The following is a 20,133-nucleotide window of genomic DNA, read 5'->3' on the forward strand; positions in this document are numbered from 1 at the left end:
AACAGACCTAGTGGAGCACCCAAAAAAAATGCCCGCATCAACCGATGCGGGCATTTTTGTCAGCGCTTCCAGGCAGGGTCACTGATCGTCGAAGTAGCGCTCATGCCAATCCACCAGCGGTTGCGGTGAGTTGAGTTTCTGGCCGTAGATCACTGAGTACGACAACACGTTCTGCACGTACTGGCGGGTTTCGTCGAACGGGATGCTTTCCACCCACACATCGAAGCTCAGGTGGTCTGCGCCGCGCAGCCACTGACGCACGCGACCGGGGCCGGCGTTGTAGGCCGCAGAGGCGAGGACGCGGTTGCCGTTGAACTGGCTGTGGACCTGACTCAAGTAAGCGGCGCCAAGCTGGATGTTTTTGTCCGGATCGAACACTTGCTGCGGCGAGGCCAGTGGAATGCTGAACTTGCGCGCGGTTTCCTTGGCGGTGCCGGGCATCAGTTGCATCAGGCCGCTGGCGCCGACGCTGGAGCGGGCGTCGTCCATAAAGGCGCTTTCCTGGCGGGTGATGGCGAACACCCAGCTCGAATGCAGGCCACGGACCTTGGCTTCACGAACGAGGGTTTCGCGGTGGGCCATCGGGAAGCGAATGTCCAGGTCGTCCCAGTACTGCGCCTGACTGATGGTGCGGATCGCCGGGAAATACCATTTCAAGTCGTAGGCCAGTTTCGCCTGGGCGACCATTTCGTCACGGCTGAAGTGGCGGCTGACGTGGTACCACTCGCGGCGCCCGTCAACGATCTGCCCACGGGCGTGGAACTCCAGGGCGCGACGGATGCCAGGCGTGTTGCGAACCTTGTTGACCAGTGCCTGGCTGAGCACCAGTGGTTTGTTGTTCAGCGAGTAAGGTGATTGCGAACGGTCGGCCGCGAGGAAACCGTAAAAGTCGCGCTCGCGGGCCAGATTCTTGTACAGGTTTTGCGCTTCCGGATTCTGCGGTTGCGCCAGTTCCAGGCTACGAGCCTGCCAGTAGCGCCAGCGGTTGGTGGTCGCCAGATCCTGGGGCAAGCGCCGGGTCAATTGATAGGCATCGTCCCAGCGAGCCAGGCGCAGCAGCAAGCGCAAGCGCCATTCGGACACGGTGTTATCACGCAGTTCCGGGTCGTACTTGGTCATGACGTCCAGTGCGCGACTGTCGAACCGTTTGGCCAGGGTCAGGCCGATTTCCCGGGCGATCGCAACTTTTTCGTCACGGGAGAAGTGCATGCTGTTGGCGTAACCATCGAGCATCTGCATGGCCCGGTCAGGATCCTGCCGCGCCAGGCGGCGCAGACCAAGGCTGACCACGTCGGACATTGGCTCATCGGCCGGAATGAACCGTGACGGATCGTTGAGCAGTTCGGGTTTTTGCGCCACGTCGATCAACAAACGACCCCGAGGGGCGAGGGTGGTCAGGCCGTTGACCAGGCTGTTTGCCAGCGGATAGTTGCGCGCCTGGGCGGCAAGCTTGGCGCGCTCCCAGCGTTTCTGCTCGGTCAGTTGGCCTTCGGCGGCCCATTGCCCGAACAACGCATCGCACGCGGCGGGCTGGGATTTTCCGGTCAGCCAGAGTTTATTGGCGTTGGCATAGCCTTCGGATTTCTGGTTGTGACCGATCTGGTACTGGGCGTTCAGGCAGTCCAGTTCAGTGAAATTGAGCTTGGGGTCGTAGTACCTGACGAAGGTCGCCCAGTCGCCGCGTTCCGCCAACCAGCGCAACCAGCGCAATTTCATCCAGTTGGCCTGGGGCAGGTCGCCGTGTTCGGCGAGGAACTTCTCGATTTCGGCATTGCTCGCCGTTTTAAGGCGCGCGGTCAGTTCGTCGTAAGCGAGGTACGGTTCCAGCGGATAATCGCGCAAGGCCTGGCTGTAACGGAAATAAGGGCCGGTGTCGCCCTTGGCCAGGGCGCGCTTGGCTTCATCGTAATATTGGCGCTGGGTGGACAGGTCCACCGCCTGGGCGGATTGAGCGGCAGCGGCAGAAAGAAGTAAACAGGATAAAAGACTGAAAAGGCGACTGCGCATGAGACGTCCGGGCAGAGAAATCATGACAAGTGCGGGCAAGTCCCACACTGAATAATCTGTAGCTTAGCCTTTTGCCAGCAGCGGGCGAAAGCTTTGCCGGCCTCTCTGCATCAGTTCGCAACATTTGTCATGCAGAGTGCTGCGAAGGTGAAATTGCCGGCCTTCTGAAGCCTCAAGTCAGGTAGAATGCGCGCCCGGTTTTTGGAGAAGCTCATGACCCTGCTCAAATTCAGCGATGTGTCCCTTGCTTTCGGCGCTATGCCGTTGTTGGACAAGGTGTCCTGGCAGATCGCCCGTGGTGAGCGGGTGTGCATCATCGGCCGCAACGGCACTGGCAAGTCCAGCATGATGAAGCTCGTCAAGGGCGACCAAAAGCCTGACGATGGCTCCGTTTGGCGCGCACCTGGCCTCAAGATTGGCGAATTGCCGCAAGAATTGCCAGTAGCCGACGAGCGGACTGTGTTCGACGTGGTGGCCGAAGGCCTGGACGGTGTCGGCGAGCTGCTCGCGCAGTATCACCACCTGAGCCAGAACATCGTCACCGACGCCGATCTGGACAAACTGATGCACGTCCAGCACGACCTCGAAGCCCGCGATGGCTGGCGTTTGCAGCAACTGGTCGACAGCACCTTGAGCCGTCTGCAGTTGCCCGCCGACAAGACCCTCGCCGAATTGTCCGGCGGCTGGCGTCGTCGCGTCCTGCTGGCTCAGGCCCTGGTTTCCGAACCGGATCTGCTGCTGCTCGACGAACCGACCAACCACCTGGACATCGGCGCCATCGCGTGGCTTGAAGAAGCGCTGAAGGACTTCCAGGGCGCCGTGCTGTTCATCACGCACGACCGTTCCTTCCTGCAGAACCTCGCGACCCGCATTCTGGAACTGGATCGCGGCGGCCTGATCGACTGGAACGGCGACTACGCCAGTTTCCTCGTGCATAAAGAAGCAAGTCTGGCTGCTGAAGAAACCGCCAACGCGCTGTTCGACAAAAAGCTGGCCCAGGAAGAAGTCTGGATCCGCCAGGGCATCAAGGCTCGCCGCACCCGTAACGAAGGCCGCGTGCGCGCACTGAAAGCCCTGCGCGTCGAGCGTAGCGAGCGTCGTGAGCGTACCGGCAAGGCCAACATTCAGTTGGACACTGCCGACAAGTCCGGCAAGCAGGTCATGGTCCTCGAGAACGTGAGCTTCGCTCACCCGGGCGGCCCGTTCCTGATCAAGGATTTCTCGATGGTCCTGCAGCGCGGCGATCGTATCGGTCTGCTCGGCGCCAACGGTACCGGCAAGACCACGCTGCTCAAACTGATGCTCAGCGGTCTGCAACCGACCAGCGGCAAAGTGGAAGAGGGGACGCGCATCGACGTGGCTTACTTCGACCAGTTGCGCCATCAGCTGGACCTGGAAAAGACCGTGATCGACAACGTGGCCGAAGGTCGCGACTTCATCGATATCGATGGTCAGAGCCGTCACGTGTTGAGCTACCTTGGCGACTTCCTGTTCAGCCCTCAGCGTGCACGTACGCCGGTCAAGGCGCTGTCCGGTGGTGAGCGCGCCCGTCTGTTGCTGGCCAAACTGTTCAGCAAACCGGCGAACCTGCTGGTCCTCGACGAACCGACCAACGATCTCGACGTCGAAACCCTCGAGTTGCTGGAAGAGGTCTTGCTGACCTTTAACGGCACCGTGCTGATGGTCAGTCACGACCGGGCATTCCTCGACAACGTGGTCACCAGCACCCTGGTCTTCGAAGGTGAAGGCAAGGTTCGCGAATACGTCGGTGGTTATCAGGACTGGCTGCGTCAGGGCGGCTCGCCGCGCCTGCTGGGCGTGACCGAGAGCAAGTCTGGCAAGGCCGACCTGAACTCTGCAGTTGTCTCTGCTGAACCGGCACCGGTCGCGGCAGCAGTAGAAGCGCCGGTGGCGAAGAAGAAGCTCAGCTACAAATTGCAGCGTGAGCTGGAAGCCTTGCCAGGTCAGATCGAGGCCATGGAACAGCAGATCGCAGCCGTTGAAGCGCAAATGGCGGATGCCGGTTTCTACCAGCGTCCTGCGGCCGAGACCGCGGCGGTGATTGCTCAGCTGGAGCAGTTGCAGGCTGAACTCGAGATCATGGTCGAGCGCTGGGCCGAGCTGGATGCCTGATTGATCCTGCTATAAAAAAGCCCGGCGTTCAGTGATGAGCGCCGGGCTTTTCATATGCATTGCGATCTGTGAGTCGCAAGCAGATCAGATGTGGGAGCGGGCTTGCTCGCACATGAACTGTGTAATGTCAGCTTTTGATCAGGCGAACCGCGAGTACGTCGCAAGGTGCACCGTGCAGTACATCATTGGCGGTGGAGCCCAGCAGAAGCGCCAGGCCATGCCGGCCGTGACTGCCCACCACGATCAAGTCGCAGGTTTGCTCCTTGGCCAGATGATGAATCTCCTGGCGTGGCTGGCCGTAGGTCAGGTGGCTGTATTCCTTGGAGAGTTCCGGATACTTAACGATCAGTCGGTCGAGACGCTCCTTGGCCTGATCGAACTGCTGTTGTTGCAGTTGTGACAGGTCCATCGGTACGTCGCCGCCAAAGGCCATGGCCATCGGCTCGACAATATGTACCAGGGACAACTTCGCGCCGTTGCTCACCGACAGTTCGCGAGCACGGTGGATTACAGGGTCGCACTCTTCGGTTAGATCTACAGCGACCAGAATGTGGTTGTAGGGCATGAGGTGCTCCTCCTGAGGATTGCAATAGTGGTAAGTATGGCTGGTTTCAAGCGCATTGGTTTCAAAGTGACTGAATGCGCTCATCAAGAATCGGGAGTACAGATATGACGGTCTGGATAGTGGTGTCAATCCTGTTGGTGGTGCTGAGTCCGCTGGCATGGTTGCGGCCGTCTCGTGGCCAGAGCGGGCGCATGGCCCTGCGCATGGAGGCGCGACGCATCGGGCTGGCCATGCAGCTGGCGCCTCAGGATTGGCCGCACTGGCTCAGCCAGGAGCCGCCGAGCCCTTGCGCCCAGTACCATCGGCCGCGCCGTGGCAATCGGCCGGCGTGCTGGAGTTACTGGCAAAAAGCGCCGGGTGTGTGGGTGAACCAGTGGCAGGAGGTCTGCGAGGATCCGGCGTTATTGATTCATTTCGAAAAGTTGCCGGCCAATGTCTACAAGGTCGAGGCGGACAAACAAATGATCACCTTGTATTGGGGCGAGAAGGGCGAAGCGACTGTATTGCAGGAGATTGATGCGGTGCTGAAAGCGCTGGCATAACGTTCAGAAAATTCGCGCTGCAATGGCGCGAAACCTCTGACTGACAGGCAATAAAAAGCCCGACATCATCATCGGGCTGGAGTTGGCCAGGCAGGCCGGTAATTCTGTGTGGCGCTGATCTTACGCCGGGTATTCACCAAAAGCGTTCAAAAATTTTCCTCAGGGTCCCGCCAGCGTAGCTGCTTAAACAAAGGCTGCCGCAAATTAGGGCGACTTTTCTAACTATTGATCCTATGAATGGCCTCACATGCCTCGGCGTGTTGAAGATCTTCGCGTTACGGAAATGACCGGAAAGTCGCGTTTAAACCCGTATTTTGGGCGATTGACAATTGTCGGAAATTCCGTGAAGGTGACGTACCCAAATCAAACGGGCGTATGAATTGAGCGTTTGTATTACAGATCGCTCCTACAGAATCCCGACTATCGCGTTGGCGGGTGTGCCGGGTGGATTGGCGTAGCATCGACGATAAGCGTCCCTGCCAAGCCAGTTGCCTGCGTCCGACGTGTACTGTTCAGCTTCCATATCGTGGAGATCAGTTGATGATTTACGAAGGTAAAGCCATCACGGTTAAGGCTCTTGAAAGTGGCATCGTCGAATTGAAATTCGACCTCAAGGGTGAGTCCGTCAACAAGTTCAACCGTCTAACCCTGAACGAACTGCGTCAGGCCGTAGACACCATCAAGGCAGATGCTTCGATCAAGGGTGTGATCGTCAGCAGTGGCAAGGACGTGTTCATCGTCGGCGCCGACATCACCGAATTTGTCGAGAACTTCAAGCTGCCTGATGCAGAGCTTGTTGCAGGCAACCTCGAAGCCAACAGGATTTTCAGCGATTTCGAAGACCTCAACGTCCCGACAGTCGCCGCGATCAACGGCATCGCCCTGGGTGGCGGTCTGGAAATGTGCCTGGCGGCGGACTACCGCGTCATGTCCACCAAGGCCAAGATCGGCCTGCCGGAAGTCAAACTGGGCATCTACCCGGGCTTCGGCGGTACCGTGCGCCTGCCCCGCCTGATCGGTGCCGACAACGCCATCGAATGGATTGCCGCCGGCAAGGAAAACCGTCCTGAAGACGCGTTGAAAGTCGGCGCAGTCGATGCAGTGGTTGCTCCTGAGAAACTGCAGGAAGCCGCTCTGGAACTGATCAAGCGCGCCATTTCCGGTGAGTTTGACTACAAGGCCAAGCGTCAGCCGAAGCTTGAGAAACTCAAGCTGAACGCCATTGAACAAATGATGGCTTTCGAAACCGCTAAAGGTTTCGTCGCCGGTCAGGCTGGCCCGAACTACCCGGCGCCGGTCGAAGCGATCAAGACCATCCAGAAAGCCGCGAACTTCGGTCGCGACAAGGCGCTGGAAGTCGAAGCCGCTGGTTTCGTCAAACTGGCCAAGACCTCTGCTGCGCAGAGCTTGATAGGTCTGTTCCTGAACGATCAGGAATTGAAGAAAAAGGCCAAGGCCTACGACGAAATCGCCAAGGACGTGAAGCAGGCCGCCGTATTGGGCGCCGGCATCATGGGTGGCGGTATCGCTTATCAGTCGGCCTCTAAAGGTACGCCGATCCTGATGAAAGACATCAACGAGCACGGCATCGAGCAAGGTCTGGCTGAAGCCGCCAAGCTGCTGGTGAGCCGCGTTGATAAAGGTCGCATGACCCCGGCGAAAATGGCTGAAGTGCTTAACGGTATTCGTCCGACCCTGTCCTACGGTGATTTCGGTCACGTCGACCTGGTCGTAGAAGCCGTTGTCGAGAACCCGAAGGTCAAGCAAGCCGTTCTGGCCGAAGTCGAAGACAAGGTCAAAGAGGACACCATCCTCGCGTCCAACACCTCGACCATTTCCATCACCTTGCTGGCCAAGGCCCTCAAGCGTCCGGAAAACTTCGTCGGCATGCACTTCTTCAACCCGGTGCACATGATGCCCCTGGTTGAAGTGATTCGTGGCGAGAAGTCCAGCGAGCTGGCTGTTGCCACCACCGTTGCCTACGCCAAGAAAATGGGCAAGAACCCGATCGTCGTCAACGACTGCCCGGGCTTCCTGGTCAACCGTGTGCTGTTCCCGTACTTCGGCGGTTTCGCCAAGCTGGTCAGCGCTGGTGTGGACTTCGTCCGTATCGACAAGATCATGGAAAAATTCGGCTGGCCAATGGGCCCGGCGTACCTGATGGACGTGGTCGGCATCGACACCGGCCACCACGGTCGTGACGTGATGGCTGAAGGCTTCCCTGACCGCATGAAAGACGACCGTCGTTCGGCCATTGACGTGCTCTACGAAGCCAAGCGCCTGGGCCAGAAGAATGGCAAGGGCTTCTACGCCTACGAGACCGACAAGAAGGGCAAGCAGAAGAAAGTCGCCGATCCGTCGGTGCTGGAAGTGCTCAAGCCGATCGTTTTCGAACAGCGCGAAGTCACTGACGAAGACATCATCAACTGGATGATGATCCCGCTGTGCCTGGAAACCGTGCGCTGCCTGGAAGACGGTATCGTCGAAACCGCCGCCGAAGCCGACATGGGTCTGGTCTACGGTATTGGTTTCCCTCCATTCCGTGGCGGTGCGCTGCGCTACATCGATTCGATCGGTGTTGCAGAGTTCGTTGCCCTGGCTGACCAGTACGCTGATTTGGGCGCGCTGTACCACCCGACCGCGAAGCTGCGTGAAATGGCCAAAAACGGCCAGAGCTTCTTCGGTTAAGCGCCCCCAACTAGAGTGAGAGTGAATATATGAGCTTGAATCCTAGAGACGTCGTGATTGTCGACTTCGGTCGTACTCCGATGGGCCGCTCCAAGGGCGGCATGCACCGCAACACCCGCGCCGAAGACATGTCGGCGCACCTGATCAGCAAACTGCTGGAACGCAACGTCAAGGTCGACCCGAACGAAGTCGAAGACGTGATCTGGGGCTGCGTAAACCAGACCCTGGAGCAGGGCTGGAACATCGCGCGCATGGCGTCCCTGATGACGCAGATCCCGCACACCGCTGCCGGTCAAACCGTCAGCCGCCTGTGTGGCTCGTCGATGAGCGCGCTGCACACTGCCGCGCAAGCGATCATGACCGGCAACGGCGACGTGTTCGTCGTCGGCGGCGTCGAGCACATGGGTCACGTGAGCATGATGCACGGTGTCGATCCGAACCCGCACATGTCCCTGTACGCGGCGAAAGCCTCGGGCATGATGGGCCTGACCGCTGAAATGCTCGGCAAAATGCACGGCATCACTCGCGAACAACAGGATGCTTTCGGCGTGCGCTCCCACCAACTCGCCCACAAGGCGACTTTGGAAGGCAAGTTCAAAGACGAAATCATCCCGATGCAGGGCTACGACGAGAACGGTTTCCTGAAACTGTTCGACTACGACGAAACCATTCGTCCGGAAACCACCCTGGAAAGCCTGGCAGCTCTCAAGCCAGCGTTTAACCCTAAGGGTGGCACCGTGACCGCCGGTACTTCGTCGCAGATCACCGACGGTGCTTCGTGCATGATCGTGATGTCGGCGCAGCGTGCACAAGACCTGGGTATCCAGCCTATGGCGGTGATTCGCTCGATGGCAGTGGCAGGTGTGGACCCGGCAATCATGGGCTATGGTCCAGTACCGGCGACACAGAAAGCACTGAAGCGCGCGGGCCTTGGGATTAACGATATCGACTTCTTCGAACTCAACGAAGCTTTCGCCGCACAGGCCTTGCCAGTGCTGAAAGATCTGAAAGTGCTCGACAAGATGAACGAGAAGGTTAACCTGCACGGCGGCGCGATCGCCCTGGGTCACCCGTTCGGTTGCTCCGGTGCGCGTATCTCCGGCACTCTGCTGAACGTGATGAAGCAAAATGGCGGCACCTTCGGGGTAGCTACCATGTGCATTGGTCTCGGCCAAGGCATCTCCACCGTCTTCGAACGCGTTTAAGCGTTTCGTTGTCGGAAGCCGGGGCCAAGTGCCCCGGTTTTTGTTTTTCTGAATTTATTTTTGTTTTTATTTTGAAAAGATTTGAGTGAGGGCCAAACCATGCCGATACAACCTGGGCTCTACCAGCATTACAAAGGTCCGCAGTACCGCGTATTCAGTGTTGCGCGGCATTCGGAAACCGAAGAAGAAGTGGTCTTCTACCAAGCCCTGTATGGCGATTACGGCTTTTGGGTGCGTCCCCTGAGCATGTTCCTGGAGTCGGTCGAGGTTGACGGTGAACAGGTGCCACGCTTTGCTTTGGTGCAAGCCGAACCGAGCCTTTTTTCCAAGCCATAAGCTGAGATCGCGCCGAACCCTGCGCTTGACCTCACCTTGTAGCCACTATATATAGCGGTGCCGCGTCAGGCGCCAACCGCCTTTCACTTCTAGAATTCAGGAATTTTCTGATCCATGGGCAAATCGCTGGTCATTGTGGAATCCCCGGCTAAGGCCAAGACCATCAACAAGTATCTGGGTAACCAATACGTGGTGAAGTCGAGTATCGGCCATATCCGAGACCTGCCCACCAGCGGTTCGGCTAGCGCCAGCAAAGAGCCTGCCGCCAAGCGCGGCAAGGCCGCCGCGGGTGAAGGTCCGGTGCTCACGCCGAAAGAGAAAGCGCGCAAGCAGCTGGTCTCGCGCATGGGTGTCGATCCCGATCATGGCTGGAAAGCCAAGTACGAGATCCTCCCGGGCAAGGAAAAGGTCATCGAAGAGCTGCGCCGGCTCGCCAAGGATGCTGACACCATCTATCTCGCAACCGACTTGGATCGCGAGGGGGAAGCCATTGCCTGGCACCTGCGCGAAGCCATCGGTGGTGACGACAGCCGCTACAAGCGCGTGGTGTTCAACGAAATTACCAAGAAGGCGATTCAGGAAGCCTTCTCCAAGCCGGGCGAGCTGGACATCGATCGTGTAAATGCTCAGCAGGCGCGTCGATTCCTCGACCGCGTGGTGGGTTACATGGTGTCGCCGCTGCTGTGGGCCAAGATTGCCCGTGGCCTGTCCGCCGGTCGCGTGCAATCGGTTGCCGTGAAGTTGGTGGTCGAGCGTGAGCGCGAAATCCGTGCGTTCAACCCGGAAGAGTACTGGGAAGTTCACGCCGACCTCGGCACCGCCAAAGGCGCCACCGTGCGCTTCGACGTGGCCCGTGAGAAAGGCGAAGCTTTCAAGCCGCTCAACGAAGCCCAGGCCATGGCTGCGCTGGAAAAGCTCAAGGCTTCCAGCTACAGCATCGTCAAGCGCGAAGACAAACCGACCAGCAGCAAGCCGTCGGCTCCGTTCATTACCTCCACACTGCAGCAGGCCGCGAGTAACCGCCTGGGCTTCGGTGTGAAGAAAACCATGATGATGGCCCAGCGTCTCTACGAAGCCGGCTACATCACTTATATGCGTACCGACTCAACCAACCTCTCGGCCGATGCCGTGACGATGGCGCGTACTTATATTGAAGGCGAGTTCGGCAAGAAGTACCTGCCGGAAACCCCGAACGTCTACAGCAGCAAGGAAGGCGCACAAGAGGCTCACGAAGCGATTCGTCCGTCTGACGCCAACACCGAGCCAAGCAAGCTGTCGGGCATGGAGCGTGATGCAGAGCGGCTCTACGAGCTGATCTGGCGCCAGTTCCTCGCTTGCCAGATGCTGCCGGCCCAATACCTGTCGACCACTGTCACCGTCGGTGCCGGTGACTTCGAGTTGCGCGCCAAGGGCCGCATCCTGAAGTTCGACGGCTACACCCGCGTCATGCCGCAAATCACCAAGCCGGGTGACGACGACGTGCTGCCAGACATGGCTCAGGGCGATGCGATGAAGCTGATCAAGCTTGATCCGAGCCAGCACTTCACCAAGCCGCCAGCGCGTTACTCGGAAGCGAGCCTGGTAAAAGAGATGGAAAAACGCGGTATCGGTCGTCCTTCGACCTACGCAGCGATCATTTCGACCATTCAGGACCGCGGCTACGTGGCGTTGCACAACCGTCGTTTCTATTCGGAAAAGATGGGTGACATCGTTACCGAACGTCTGGCCGAGAGCTTCTCCAATCTCATGGACTACGGCTTCACCGCCGGCATGGAAGAGAATCTCGACGATGTGGCCCAGGGCGAGCGTGACTGGAAAAATGTACTCGACGAGTTCTACGGCGACTTCAAGAAGAAACTCGAAGTAGCCGAAAGCGCCGAAGGCGGCATGCGCGCCAACCAGCCGGTAATGACTGACATTCCGTGTGTGGTATGCGGTCGCCCGATGCAGATTCGTACGGCCTCGACCGGCGTGTTCCTTGGTTGCTCGGGCTACAGCCTGCCGCCGAAAGAACGCTGCAAGGCTACTGTCAACCTGGTGCCGGGTGATGAAATCGCCGCGGATGACGAGGGTGAATCGGAATCCCTGGTTCTGCGCGGCAAGCACCGTTGCCCGATCTGCAGCACGGCGATGGACGCTTACCTGCTCGACGAGAAGCGCAAGTTGCACATCTGCGGTAACAACCCGGATTGCGACGGCTACGAAATCGAAGAGGGCACTTATCGCATCAAGGGCTACGAAGGTCCGAGCCTGGAATGCGACAAGTGCGGCAGCGAAATGCAGCTCAAGACCGGCCGTTTCGGCAAGTTCTTCGGTTGCACCAACGCAACCTGCAAGAACACCCGCAAACTGCTGAAAAGTGGTGATGCGGCGCCGCCGAAAATGGACCCGGTGAAGATGCCTGAGCTGAAATGCGAAAAGGTCAACGACACCTACATCCTGCGCGACGGTGCGTCCGGCCTGTTCCTGGCGGCCAGCCAGTTCCCGAAAAACCGCGAGACCCGTGCTCCGCTGGTCATGGAAATTGTGCCGCACAAGGACGAGATCGATCCGAAGTATCACTTCCTTTGTGAAGCGCCGAAGAAAGATCCGGATGGCCTTCCGGCAGTGATCCGTTACAGCCGCAAGACCAAAGAGCAATACGTGCAGACTGAAGTCGACGGTAAGCCGACTGGCTGGAAGGCGTATTTCGACGGCGGCAAATGGACGGTTGAAGACAAGCGTCCTGCAACCAAGGCTTAACAGGCGCTGTACACAAAAGGCCGCATGACAACCCTCGGGTTTTCATGCGGCCTTTTGTTTTGTGCTTGCGGGAAGCGCAGGTGATCCACGACACTGTTGGATCTGCGTGAAGCAATTATTTCGTTGTGGAGGCTGCCGTCATGGCCCACGAACTCTATACCCGTACCAACCAGAAGATTTATTTCGCCGGCCTGTCGCTCGAAGCGCTCGCCAGAGCCGAAGAAGGGCGGGCAATGAACTCCCTGGCGCTGATTCAGGCCGGACGCGAATCGGCGTTGTTTCACCTGTACGGTGCGCTGTTGGGACTGTGCCATGAAATCGCCGGTTTCTATCGACTGCCTCAGGCCAATGCGCCTCGAGCGGAGATGCTACTGACCCGTGAAGTGCTGGAAGCGATCGCCATTCCTGAAATGGCTGAGATGGTCGAACTGGCGCAGAACCCGGAAACCTGGCTGGCCAAATTGATGGCGGCCCATGCAGCGCTGTTTCAGCCGCCACGGGCACCGCACAAGCCTAAAGGCGATGTAACGCAGCCGCTGATTCTGGCCGTGAACCTGGATGAAGAAGAGGCTCCACAGGAGCTGAGCCGGGAAGAGCTGGAGAGCTGGCGTCAGAACCTCAAAGGCCTGGCGATTCGGTTTCGCGAAGGATTGAACGAGTGCTGAAGGATGGAGTGTTTGACGGATGGTCCCGCGGGATGTCCGTTCAGGGATGAGTGTTGTCAGAAATTTCTCTTCGTGATGGCATCTGGTCAAGATCCCGAGCGAAGCCTGGCCGATGCCTATATAATCCCCGCCTTTCGTGGAGAACAGACCTTTATGCCAACGTCCTTTCTAGAAATTGTCGAGTTGCCAGACGGCCGTATCGAGCTGCGCAGGGCCGAGGACGAGGGTTCTCTGGTTACTTTGGATTTCTCCGAGGATGCCAAAGCGTTCCTGCAAGGCCAGCACGTGGAAGTCGCCAAGGCGATGTTGAGTGTCGGCGTTCAGATGGCCGGACGCCTGGTTGAAGGTGAATTCAATACGGATGAGGGCTCGCGGGTTCTGCATTGATCCCGCCCGTCGGTTTCTTGCGGATGCCGCTACAGATCGGCTTCTCTGTCCTTGGAGAAGCCCCGCGCTGTTCCAGGCGCGCATTGTTTATCAGTTAACCCAATCGAATATTCAGGCTTTGTGCGTCCCCGGTCCGGGCGGCGCTGATCAGCTGTTGGCGAGAGGTTGGGTTCAGTGGGTTGAGCCAGCTGACGACCGTATGACTGCGGCCCAGGCGAAGGGCTTCGCAAGTCAGTTGCTGAGCGCTCTGGGTGCCGCGCGGTTGCAACAACAGGATGCGTTCGCGATTCAGGCCCGCGTCCCGCAACCAGGCCTGGGTCAGGCTGGCGGGCGGGGCGATCAGTGTCAGCCAGCGCGCGTCCTGATCCTGACTCAGTTCCCTGAGGATCGGTGCCAGAAGGTTCAGGCAGTTTCCGGCCGCACCACGCAGTGACAACTCACTGAAAACTTCAGGCTCGGCGCTCCAGGGCGACTCGACCACTTCTTTCAGGATCGGCGCCAACGGCTGCACCATGAACGCCTCGAACAACGGCAGTTGGGCTTGCTGTGATGTGTGTGGGAACTGCATAAAGCCTCCTTTTAGCGGCGAATGACGCCGACACTCAAGCCTTCGATCACCAGTTCCTGATCTTTCAGGTTCACTTCGATAGGGGCGAATTCAGGGTTTTCGGCAATCAACCAGACTTTGCTGCCGTCACGCTTGAAGCGTTTTACGGTCACTTCATCGCCGATCCGCGCTACCACGATCTGACCGTTGCGGGCTTCACGGGTGGTGTGAACTGCCAGCAGGTCGCCGTCGAAAATACCCACGTCCTTCATGCTCATGCCATGGACCCGTAGCAGATAGTCGGCGCGGGGATGGAAGAAGGTCGGGTTGATGTTGCAGGATTCTTCGATGTGCTGCTGGGCGAGAATCGGAGCGCCGGCAGCCACGCGGCCAATGATCGGCAGGGTAGACTCGTCGGCCTTGGCTTCGAAGCCAGGAATGCGAATGCCGCGGGAAGCACCAGGCGTCATCTCGATCGCGCCCTTGCGGGCCAGCGCCTTGAGATGTTCTTCCGCCGCATTGGGCGACTTGAAACCCAGTTCCTGAGCGATTTCCGCGCGGGTCGGAGGGTAGCCGTTGTCTTCTAGGCAGCGTTTGATGAAGGCCAGAATCTCTGCTTGGCGTGGCGTCAGCTTTAGCATATTGATCGCTCTGTCTTTTTATACAGTGACTGGGATTATATACAGTGGAACGGTCTTGGCAATGCCCCTTTTTTTGCCAGCCGCTGGACGGTCGATCAGCCGGTTGATTGAAGCTTTGCCGTTGTGTGCTTAAATAGCTGACCGACCATTCCCAAAACGAACCGCCAGGCTTGACAAGGCTAGGGCTGAAACGTATGTTTCAAACAAGTGTTTGTCAGGCGGAGTAGCCATGGCCCAGTCGGAAACCGTTGAACGCATTCTTGATGCTGCCGAGCAGTTGTTCGCGGAAAAAGGTTTCGCTGAAACCTCGTTGCGCCTGATCACCAGCAAGGCCGGTGTCAATCTGGCAGCGGTGAATTATCACTTCGGTTCGAAGAAGGCGCTGATTCAGGCCGTCTTCTCGCGCTTTCTCGGGCCGTTCTGCATCAGCCTGGATAAAGAGCTGGAGCGACGCCAGGCCAAGCCAGAGAACAAGCCGACACTTGAAGAGCTGCTGGAAATCCTCGTCGAGCAAGCCCTGGTGGTGCAGCCACGCAGCGGCAACGACCTGTCTATCTTCATGCGCTTGCTGGGCCTGGCTTTCAGTCAGAGCCAGGGCCACTTGCGTCGTTATCTGGAAGACATGTACGGCAAGGTGTTCCGCCGCTACATGATGCTGGTCAACGAAGCCGCGCCACGAATTCCACCTATTGAATTGTTCTGGCGCGTGCACTTCATGCTCGGTGCTGCGGCGTTCAGCATGTCCGGTATCAAAGCCTTGCGTGCAATTGCCGAAACTGACTTCGGCGTGAACACCTCCATCGAGCAAGTGATGCGCCTGATGGTGCCGTTCCTGGCAGCCGGCATGCGTGCCGAAACCGGCGTGACCGACACGGCCATGGCCACCGCGCAATTGCGACCGCGCAGCAAATCGACCCCGGTTGCTGCCAAGGTTTAACCGCGCACGGGTGGGCGCGGCAGCTTACTTCCGCTAAGCTAGCCGCCCATGCCGACTCTCGTTTTGAACCTGTACCCACTATTTTTTGCCGACCTGCCGGGCCCAGCCCAAGGCTGCGAATGCGTGCAAACCGGGTTTATCGTTTTCAAGGAATCTCTATGACTGCTGGCCTGCAAGGCTCGTTGATGGTGGACGTCGCCGGTACCTGGCTGACGGCTGAAGATCGCCAATTGTTGCGTCAACCGGAAGTGGGCGGGCTGATCATTTTCGCCCGCAACATTGAGCATCCGCGCCAGGTGCGCGAGTTGAGCGCCGCGATCCGCGCCATTCGTCCCGATATGCTGCTGGCGGTGGATCAGGAGGGTGGCCGGGTCCAGCGTCTGCGTAAGGGCTTCGTACGACTGCCAGCCATGCGTGCCATCGCCGACAACCCGAATGCCGAGTACCTGGCCGAGCAGTGCGGCTGGATCATGGCGACCGAAGTTCTTGCGGTCGGCCTTGACCTCAGCTTCGCCCCGGTGCTGGATCTCGATTACCAGCGCAGCGCCGTGGTTGGCACTCGCTCCTTCGAAGGTGATCCTGAGCGCGCAGCGCTATTGGCCGGCGCATTCATTCGCGGCATGAACAGCGCCGGCATGGCTGCCACCGGCAAGCATTTCCCGGGTCACGGCTGGGCCGAGGCGGATTCCCATGTTGCGATCCCCAATGACGAGCGCAGCCTGGACGAGATCCGCGCCAACGATCTGGTGCCCTTCGCCAAATTGAGCAAGCAACTGGCCGCAGTCATGCCGGCTCACGTGATCTATCCGCAAGTCGATGCCCAGCCGGCCGGTTTCTCCCGTCGCTGGTTACAGGACATCCTGCGCGGCGAACTGCAATTTGACGGTGTGATCTTCAGCGATGACCTGTCCATGGCCGGTGCCCACGTGGTGGGCGATGCCGCCAGTCGCATCGAAGCTGCGCTGAGTGCCGGTTGTGACATGGGCCTGGTGTGCAATGACCGCGCGGCTGCGGAATTGGCCCTGAGCGCCGCCCAGCGTCTGAAGGTCAAACCGTCAGAGCGTATCGCGCGGATGCGCGGCCAGTCGTATGCCAACACCGAATACCGTCAGAACCCACGCTGGCTGGCAGCCGTCGGTGCGCTCAAAGAAGCTCAACTGATTGATTAAGGACGTCTAGTAATGACGGTTTACGCGATTATCGGTGGCACCGGCCTGACTCAACTTGAAGGCTTGAGCATTCGTCAGTCTTTGGCGGTCGACACTCCCTACGGCGTGCCCTCGGCCGAGGTGCAGATCGGTGAGTACGCGGGTAAGGAGGTGCTGTTCCTCGCCCGTCACGGTCATCCTCACCGTTTTCCGCCGCACCAGGTGAACTACCGCGCCAACCTTTGGGCGCTGAAGCAGGCAGGCGCCGAAGCCATTCTGGCAGTCAATGCCGTGGGTGGGATTCATGCCGCGATGGGCACCGGCCATTTCTGCGTGCCGCATCAACTGATCGACTACACCAGTGGTCGTGAACACACCTATTTCGCCGATAACCTGGAGCAGGTCACGCACATCGACTTCAGTTATCCCTACTGTGAACCGCTGCGTCAGCAGTTGATCGCGGCGCTGGCGGCCGAAGGCGTCGCCTACAGCAGTCAGGGGGTGTATGCCTGCACTCAGGGCCCGCGGCTGGAAACCGCTGCCGAAATTGCGAAACTGGAACGTGACGGTTGCGACATTGTCGGCATGACCGGGATGCCGGAAGCGGCCTTGGCGCGTGAGCTCGAGCTGGATTACGCGTGCCTGGCGCTGGTGGTGAATCCGGCGGCGGGCAAGTCGTCGGCGGTGATCACCATGGCCGAGATCGAGCAGGCGTTGCATGACGGGATGGGGAAGGTTAAGTCGACATTGGCGCGGGTGCTGGTTGGCTGAGTATTTGTAATACCGAGTGACTCCCTTCGCGAGCAAGCTCGCTCCCACGCAGGAACCGTGTCACAGCGAAGATCAAATGTGGGAGCGGGCGTGCTCGCGAAAGCGGTCGATCAAGCACCGCTACTTTTCGAATTTATCCGGCAACGGTGCAAACAGCGCTTCAATATCATCGCTCTGCAGTTTCCAGTCCCCGGCCTTGCGCCCATCCAGCACGCCGGCCGCCAAGTCGGATTTTTCCTTCTGCAGATGCTGAATCTTCTCTTCTACCGTGCCCCGGGCAATCATCTTGTAGACGAATACCGGTTTCTCCTGACCGATGCGATACGCACGGTCAGTCGCCTGGTTTTCTGTCGCCGGGTTCCACCACGGATCGTAGTGGATCACCGTGTCCGCTTCGGTCAGGTTCAGGCCAACACCGCCAGCCTTAAGGCTGATCAGAAAGATCTGACGCTTGCCGCTTTGGAAGTCCTTCACTGGTGTGCGTCTATCACGGGTCTGTCCGGTCAGCAGCGCATAGGCAACGCCGCGTTTTGTCAGCTCGTCCTCGATCAGCGACAGCATTGAAGTGAACTGCGAAAACAGCAACACCCGCCGACCTTCCTCGAACAATTCCTCAAGCATATCCATCAGGCTGTCGAGCTTGCCTGATGTGCTGCCGCGAGTGGGCAGTGCAGCGTCGTTGACCAGGCGCAGATCGCAACACACCTGACGCAGCTTCAACAGCGCTTCAAGAATGATGATCTGACTGCGCGCAACGCCCTTGCGGTTGATCTCGTCGCGGACTTTCTTGTCCATCGCCAGGCGCATGGTTTCGTACACGTCACGCTGGGCTTCGTTGAGTTCGACCCAATGGATGATCTCGGTTTTCGGCGGCAATTCGGTGGCGACTTGCTCCTTGGTTCGACGCAGCAGGAATGGTTTGATCCGACCATTAAGGTGCTGAAGTCTTACTTCACTGGCGCGTTTTTCAATCGGCACACGGTAATCACGGTTGAAGCTTTTCACATCACCGAGCCACCCGGGCAACAGGAAGTGAAACAGCGACCACAGCTCGCCCAAATGATTTTCCAGCGGTGTGCCGCTCAGGCACAGGCGCTGGCGAGCATTCAGCTCACGGGCAGCCTGGGCGGCCTTGCTGTTGGGGTTCTTGATGTATTGCGCCTCATCCAGAACCAGTACGTGCAACGGCAGCGCGGCCAGGCGTTCGACATCTTTGGGCAGCAGTGCATAGGTGGTCAGGATCAGGTCGTAGTTGGTCAGATTCTCAAAGTGCTTTTTGCGACTGGCACCATACAGCGCAAGCACTTTGAGTTGAGGCGTGAAGTGCGCCGCTTCGTCGAGCCAGTTGGGGATCAGGCTGGTGGGCATCACCACCATGCAAGGACGGTCGAGGCGCCCGGCGATTTTCTCGGTGAGAATGTGCGCCAGGGTCTGTAGGGTTTTGCCCAGGCCCATGTCGTCCGCGAGAATTCCGCCGACTTCCAGTTGTCGCAACGACTGCATCCAGCTCAAGCCTTCCAGCTGATACGGACGCAGGGTTGCGTTCAGGCCTTCTGGCGCACTTGCGGTGTGATCCTTGATGTCTCGCAGGCGCTGGGCAAAAGTGCGGATTTGCTCGCCACCCTCCCACAGGAGCGGGATGCCTTCCAGCGGATTCAGTCGAGTAGCGTCGGCCTTGCTCAGGCGCAGCGTGGTTTCGCCGGGTTCTTGCAGATAGAACTCGCCCAGGGTCGCCAGCACCGGTTTCAAGCGGCCGAAGGGCAGGGCGACTTGCATCGGTCCGTACTCCGAGTTCGGCCGATTGGGGATGTTCACCAGGATCAGCTCGTCGTCGCGGCGGCGGGCGAGGCGTTCCGGGTTGAGGATTTCGGTGTGGGAGCGCATCAGGTTCAACAGGATCGGCAGCAGGCTCAGCCGTTCTCCGTTGACGATAATCCCCAGTTCCAGGTCGAACCAGTCACGCTCCGGCGCTTGCTCGACCGTGGCGTACCAGTCGTCGACGGCGGTCAGGTCGAAACCGAAATCCTCATCGATCTGCAATTCCCAGCCCTGGGTGCGCAGTTTCGGCAGCTCGTTGAGGGTGAAGGTCAGCCAGGCGCTGTCGTTGACCATCTCGAAGAGCTCGCCGGCACTTTCCGGCAAGGCTTTGCTTTGTCGGGTCGCGACTTTGAATCCGAGGATTCGTAGCTGCTCCCTGTAGGACTGTTCGACTTCCGGGTGACGTTTTATCCGTAACGTCTGTGTTTCCTGACGAATCAGAATGTCGGCGTTCTTCTGCCCGCTAACGTATTCATCCAGATAGTTAAAAGACAGTGCCGCGCGATGCTGGATGTAGCGTTGCATCTTGCCGTTGCGCGGCTCGAAGGCGCTGAACTCGACGCTCGCCAGCCACAGGCGCGGCACCGGTTGCACGTTATCCATCAGTACTTGCGGTAGTGCCTTGGGGCTACGGTTTTCCAGCACTGCCTGAAGTTTTTCCAGTAGCTCGGCGTCTTTTGCCGCCGCTGGGTAGGCGAGGGTTTCCTGGACTTGCAGCAGCACCGCCGCGCAATGTTTGCAGTTGCTATGGACCGGGCAGGTGCAGGTCGCGTCGATCATCAGCAACGTGCCTTTGGCCGACTCGCGCAGGCGAATGGTCTGACGGTAAACGTTGCCGCCAGAGCCTTCGCATGCGGCGACGATCGTGGCGTCACCAGCCTCGACGATCCTGACGCGATTCTCCAGCGCGTAGCGGCGGCCACGCTCCAGGCTCTGTTCCTTGAATCGGCTGACCCAGGAAGGTGCCAGGGGTTTGCTCAGGGTCGCGGACATAGGGACTT

At 58.9% G+C, this 20,133-nt stretch carries 16 protein-coding genes; 11 read left to right on the forward strand and 5 right to left on the reverse strand.

The genetic code is table 11. The annotated features are described in order from the left end of the window. Positions 1 to 78: 78 nt before the first annotated feature. Entirely contained in the window at positions 79 to 2,007 is a 1,929-nt protein-coding gene (locus ACA055_RS09220) for a transglycosylase SLT domain-containing protein (protein WP_497683339.1), read from the reverse strand. Positions 2,008 to 2,220: 213 nt separating this feature from the next. Between ACA055_RS09220 and ACA055_RS09225 the strand changes: the two genes are divergently transcribed. After that, entirely contained in the window at positions 2,221 to 4,140 is a 1,920-nt protein-coding gene (locus tag ACA055_RS09225; protein ID WP_497683340.1) for an ATP-binding cassette domain-containing protein, read from the forward strand. Positions 4,141 to 4,267: 127 nt separating this feature from the next. Here ACA055_RS09225 and ACA055_RS09230 read toward each other — a convergent pair whose 3' ends face one another. Further along, the gene (locus tag ACA055_RS09230; RefSeq protein ID WP_008151425.1) at positions 4,268 to 4,705 is read right to left on the reverse strand and encodes a universal stress protein; all 438 of its coding nucleotides are present in this window, start codon (positions 4,703 to 4,705) and stop codon (positions 4,268 to 4,270) included. 104 nt (positions 4,706 to 4,809) lie between these two features. On the opposite strand from ACA055_RS09230, the gene ACA055_RS09235 reads away from it, so the two are divergent. The 7 genes from ACA055_RS09235 (at position 4,810) to ACA055_RS09265 (ending at position 13,270) form a co-directional block, all read left to right on the forward strand. Then, entirely contained in the window at positions 4,810 to 5,247 is a 438-nt protein-coding gene (locus tag ACA055_RS09235; RefSeq protein ID WP_497683341.1) for a hypothetical protein, read from the forward strand. A 540-nt stretch (positions 5,248 to 5,787) separates the two neighbouring features. Then, positions 5,788 to 7,935, forward strand: coding sequence for a fatty acid oxidation complex subunit alpha FadB (fadB, locus tag ACA055_RS09240; RefSeq protein ID WP_497683342.1), 2,148 nt, complete (start codon positions 5,788 to 5,790; stop codon positions 7,933 to 7,935). Between the two features lie 29 nt (positions 7,936 to 7,964). Continuing rightward, positions 7,965 to 9,140 (forward strand): acetyl-CoA C-acyltransferase FadA, encoded by a 1,176-nt coding sequence (fadA, locus tag ACA055_RS09245; protein ID WP_007944141.1) that lies wholly within the window; start codon positions 7,965 to 7,967, stop codon positions 9,138 to 9,140. Between the two features lie 99 nt (positions 9,141 to 9,239). Continuing rightward, positions 9,240 to 9,476, forward strand: coding sequence for a DUF1653 domain-containing protein (locus ACA055_RS09250; protein ID WP_007953059.1), 237 nt, complete (start codon positions 9,240 to 9,242; stop codon positions 9,474 to 9,476). Positions 9,477 to 9,590: 114 nt separating this feature from the next. After that, a complete protein-coding gene (gene topA / locus ACA055_RS09255) occupies positions 9,591 to 12,218 on the forward strand; it encodes a type I DNA topoisomerase (protein WP_497683343.1) in 2,628 nt (875 codons plus the stop codon). Positions 12,219 to 12,358: 140 nt separating this feature from the next. Further along, entirely contained in the window at positions 12,359 to 12,883 is a 525-nt protein-coding gene (locus ACA055_RS09260) for a DUF6586 family protein (protein ID WP_497683344.1), read from the forward strand. A 153-nt stretch (positions 12,884 to 13,036) separates the two neighbouring features. Further along, a complete protein-coding gene (locus ACA055_RS09265) occupies positions 13,037 to 13,270 on the forward strand; it encodes a hypothetical protein (RefSeq protein WP_140893639.1) in 234 nt (77 codons plus the stop codon). A 94-nt stretch (positions 13,271 to 13,364) separates the two neighbouring features. Here ACA055_RS09265 and sulA read toward each other — a convergent pair whose 3' ends face one another. Continuing rightward, positions 13,365 to 13,838, reverse strand: a complete 474-nt coding sequence (sulA, locus tag ACA055_RS09270) for an SOS-induced cell division inhibitor SulA (protein WP_497683345.1) — start codon at positions 13,836 to 13,838, stop codon at positions 13,365 to 13,367. 11 nt (positions 13,839 to 13,849) lie between these two features. Continuing rightward, entirely contained in the window at positions 13,850 to 14,458 is a 609-nt protein-coding gene (lexA, locus tag ACA055_RS09275; RefSeq protein ID WP_054054288.1) for a transcriptional repressor LexA, read from the reverse strand. A 229-nt stretch (positions 14,459 to 14,687) separates the two neighbouring features. Here lexA and ACA055_RS09280 point away from each other — a divergent pair, with 229 nt between their 5' ends. The 3 genes from ACA055_RS09280 to ACA055_RS09290 all read left to right on the forward strand — a co-directional run bounded on the left by ACA055_RS09280 (position 14,688) and on the right by ACA055_RS09290 (position 17,314). After that, positions 14,688 to 15,395 carry a TetR/AcrR family transcriptional regulator gene (locus ACA055_RS09280; RefSeq protein ID WP_105339557.1) on the forward strand — a complete coding sequence of 236 codons (708 nt, stop codon included), beginning with the start codon at positions 14,688 to 14,690 and terminating at the stop codon, positions 15,393 to 15,395. A 170-nt stretch (positions 15,396 to 15,565) separates the two neighbouring features. Continuing rightward, the gene (gene nagZ / locus ACA055_RS09285; protein ID WP_497684378.1) at positions 15,566 to 16,564 is read left to right on the forward strand and encodes a beta-N-acetylhexosaminidase; all 999 of its coding nucleotides are present in this window, start codon (positions 15,566 to 15,568) and stop codon (positions 16,562 to 16,564) included. 12 nt (positions 16,565 to 16,576) lie between these two features. Then, positions 16,577 to 17,314, forward strand: a complete 738-nt coding sequence (locus tag ACA055_RS09290; protein ID WP_497683346.1) for an S-methyl-5'-thioinosine phosphorylase — start codon at positions 16,577 to 16,579, stop codon at positions 17,312 to 17,314. A 120-nt stretch (positions 17,315 to 17,434) separates the two neighbouring features. Here the strand turns inward: ACA055_RS09290 and ACA055_RS09295 are convergent, their stop codons facing one another. Next, the gene (locus ACA055_RS09295) at positions 17,435 to 20,125 is read right to left on the reverse strand and encodes an SNF2-related protein (RefSeq protein ID WP_497683347.1); all 2,691 of its coding nucleotides are present in this window, start codon (positions 20,123 to 20,125) and stop codon (positions 17,435 to 17,437) included. Positions 20,126 to 20,133: the final 8 nt, after the last annotated feature.

This window comes from Pseudomonas sp. LBUM1657, assembly GCF_059716075.1.

Coding starts and splice junctions, on each gene's coding strand:
- ACA055_RS09220 (WP_497683339.1), bottom strand. CDS start 2,007: ATGCGCAGTCGCCTTTTCAGTCTTTTATCCTGTTTACTTCTTTCTGCC.
- ACA055_RS09225 (WP_497683340.1), top strand. CDS start 2,221: ATGACCCTGCTCAAATTCAGCGATGTGTCCCTTGCTTTCGGCGCTATG.
- ACA055_RS09230 (WP_008151425.1), bottom strand. CDS start 4,705: ATGCCCTACAACCACATTCTGGTCGCTGTAGATCTAACCGAAGAGTGC.
- ACA055_RS09235 (WP_497683341.1), top strand. CDS start 4,810: ATGACGGTCTGGATAGTGGTGTCAATCCTGTTGGTGGTGCTGAGTCCG.
- fadB (WP_497683342.1), top strand. CDS start 5,788: ATGATTTACGAAGGTAAAGCCATCACGGTTAAGGCTCTTGAAAGTGGC.
- fadA (WP_007944141.1), top strand. CDS start 7,965: ATGAGCTTGAATCCTAGAGACGTCGTGATTGTCGACTTCGGTCGTACT.
- ACA055_RS09250 (WP_007953059.1), top strand. CDS start 9,240: ATGCCGATACAACCTGGGCTCTACCAGCATTACAAAGGTCCGCAGTAC.
- topA (WP_497683343.1), top strand. CDS start 9,591: ATGGGCAAATCGCTGGTCATTGTGGAATCCCCGGCTAAGGCCAAGACC.
- ACA055_RS09260 (WP_497683344.1), top strand. CDS start 12,359: ATGGCCCACGAACTCTATACCCGTACCAACCAGAAGATTTATTTCGCC.
- ACA055_RS09265 (WP_140893639.1), top strand. CDS start 13,037: ATGCCAACGTCCTTTCTAGAAATTGTCGAGTTGCCAGACGGCCGTATC.
- sulA (WP_497683345.1), bottom strand. CDS start 13,838: ATGCAGTTCCCACACACATCACAGCAAGCCCAACTGCCGTTGTTCGAG.
- lexA (WP_054054288.1), bottom strand. CDS start 14,458: ATGCTAAAGCTGACGCCACGCCAAGCAGAGATTCTGGCCTTCATCAAA.
- ACA055_RS09280 (WP_105339557.1), top strand. CDS start 14,688: ATGGCCCAGTCGGAAACCGTTGAACGCATTCTTGATGCTGCCGAGCAG.
- ACA055_RS09290 (WP_497683346.1), top strand. CDS start 16,577: ATGACGGTTTACGCGATTATCGGTGGCACCGGCCTGACTCAACTTGAA.
- ACA055_RS09295 (WP_497683347.1), bottom strand. CDS start 20,125: ATGTCCGCGACCCTGAGCAAACCCCTGGCACCTTCCTGGGTCAGCCGA.